The organism is Buchnera aphidicola (Ceratovacuna keduensis), assembly GCF_039372665.1.
Classification (GTDB): domain Bacteria; phylum Pseudomonadota; class Gammaproteobacteria; order Enterobacterales; family Enterobacteriaceae; genus Buchnera_G; species Buchnera_G aphidicola_D.
Genome location: NZ_CP134996.1, coordinates 1 through 2262 on the forward strand (window position 1 = coordinate 1; position 2262 = coordinate 2262).

Genomic DNA, 2262 nt, shown 5'->3' on the forward strand with positions numbered 1-2262 from the left:
AATTGGCTTTCTAAATAATTTTTTAATTTTATCTTTATTAAAACATTTTTTTTAAAAATATTTAAAAATTTTAAAATTTTGATATATGCATGTGAGCATATATTTTAATTATATTATTTTTTTTAAAATATATTTTTATACATGCATTTAATAATTTATAATCTTTTTTTTAATTAACATTGAGAGTATTATAATGTCAAATATTTTTATATTAGATAACATAGATTCATTTACAAATAACATATCAGATCAATTAAAAATATTAGGAAATAAAGTAAATATATGTAGAAATGATGAATCAGAAATTTATATATGCAATATAATAAAAAGATTTAAAAATAGTATAATAATACTTTCTCCAGGTCCTGGAACTCCATCAGAATCCGNATGTATGATGAGTATAATAAAAAAATTTAATAAAACTAATCCAATGCTAGGAATATGCTTAGGTCATCAAGCAATAATAGAATTTTTTGGAGGTAGTATAAAATTATTAAAGAAACCTATTCATGGAAAACATTCTCATATAATTCATGATAATAAATTTATGTTTAATAAAATTATTAATCCGTTAAAAGTCTCTAGATATCATTCATGGACATGTGATAAGGTTCCTAAAAATTTTATAATAAATTCATATTATAAAGAAATAATAATGTCTCTAAGAAGTGAAAAACATAAAATATGCAGCTTTCAGTTTCACCCCGAATCTATTTTAACTCCTTTAGGAAACAAATTAATAAAAAATACTATAAATTGGCTTTCTAAATAATTTTTTAATTTTATCTTTATTAAAACATTTTTTTTAAAAATATTTAAAAATTTTAAAATTTTGATATATGCATGTGAGCATATATTTTAATTATATTATTTTTTTTAAAATATATTTTTATACATGCATTTAATAATTTATAATCTTTTTTTTAATTAACATTGAGAGTATTATAATGTCAAATATTTTTATATTAGATAACATAGATTCATTTACAAATAACATATCAGATCAATTAAAAATATTAGGAAATAAAGTAAATATATGTAGAAATGATGAATCAGAAATTTATATATGCAATATAATAAAAAGATTTAAAAATAGTATAATAATACTTTCTCCAGGTCCTGGAACTCCATCAGAATCCGNATGTATGATGAGTATAATAAAAAAATTTAATAAAACTAATCCAATGCTAGGAATATGCTTAGGTCATCAAGCAATAATAGAATTTTTTGGAGGTAGTATAAAATTATTAAAGAAACCTATTCATGGAAAACATTCTCATATAATTCATGATAATAAATTTATGTTTAATAAAATTATTAATCCGTTAAAAGTCTCTAGATATCATTCATGGACATGTGATAAGGTTCCTAAAAATTTTATAATAAATTCATATTATAAAGAAATAATAATGTCTCTAAGAAGTGAAAAACATAAAATATGCAGCTTTCAGTTTCACCCCGAATCTATTTTAACTCCTTTAGGAAACAAATTAATAAAAAATACTATAAATTGGCTTTCTAAATAATTTTTTAATTTTATCTTTATTAAAACATTTTTTTTAAAAATATTTAAAAATTTTAAAATTTTGATATATGCATGTGAGCATATATTTTAATTATATTATTTTTTTTAAAATATATTTTTATACATGCATTTAATAATTTATAATCTTTTTTTTAATTAACATTGAGAGTATTATAATGTCAAATATTTTTATATTAGATAACATAGATTCATTTACAAATAACATATCAGATCAATTAAAAATATTAGGAAATAAAGTAAATATATGTAGAAATGATGAATCAGAAATTTATATATGCAATATAATAAAAAGATTTAAAAATAGTATAATAATACTTTCTCCAGGTCCTGGAACTCCATCAGAATCCGNATGTATGATGAGTATAATAAAAAAATTTAATAAAACTAATCCAATGCTAGGAATATGCTTAGGTCATCAAGCAATAATAGAATTTTTTGGAGGTAGTATAAAATTATTAAAGAAACCTATTCATGGAAAACATTCTCATATAATTCATGATAATAAATTTATGTTTAATAAAATTATTAATCCGTTAAAAGTCTCTAGATATCATTCATGGACATGTGATAAGGTTCCTAAAAATTTTATAATAAATTCATATTATAAAGAAATAATAATGTCTCTAAGAAGTGAAAAACATAAAATATGCAGCTTTCAGTTTCACCCCGAATCTATTTTAACTCCTTTAGGAAACAAATTAATAAAAAATACTATA

2 protein-coding genes are annotated in these 2262 nt (G+C 19.5%); both read left to right on the forward strand.

Going from position 1 to position 2262, the window contains the following annotated elements:
* Positions 1-193 precede the first annotated feature (193 nt).
* Complete coding sequence (locus RJK19_RS02115) at positions 194-772, forward strand: aminodeoxychorismate/anthranilate synthase component II (RefSeq protein WP_343184227.1); 579 nt, start codon at positions 194-196, stop codon at positions 770-772.
* Positions 773-947: 175 nt separating this feature from the next.
* Positions 948-1526 (forward strand): aminodeoxychorismate/anthranilate synthase component II, encoded by a 579-nt coding sequence (locus RJK19_RS02120; protein ID WP_343184227.1) that lies wholly within the window; start codon positions 948-950, stop codon positions 1524-1526.
* Positions 1527-2262: the final 736 nt, after the last annotated feature.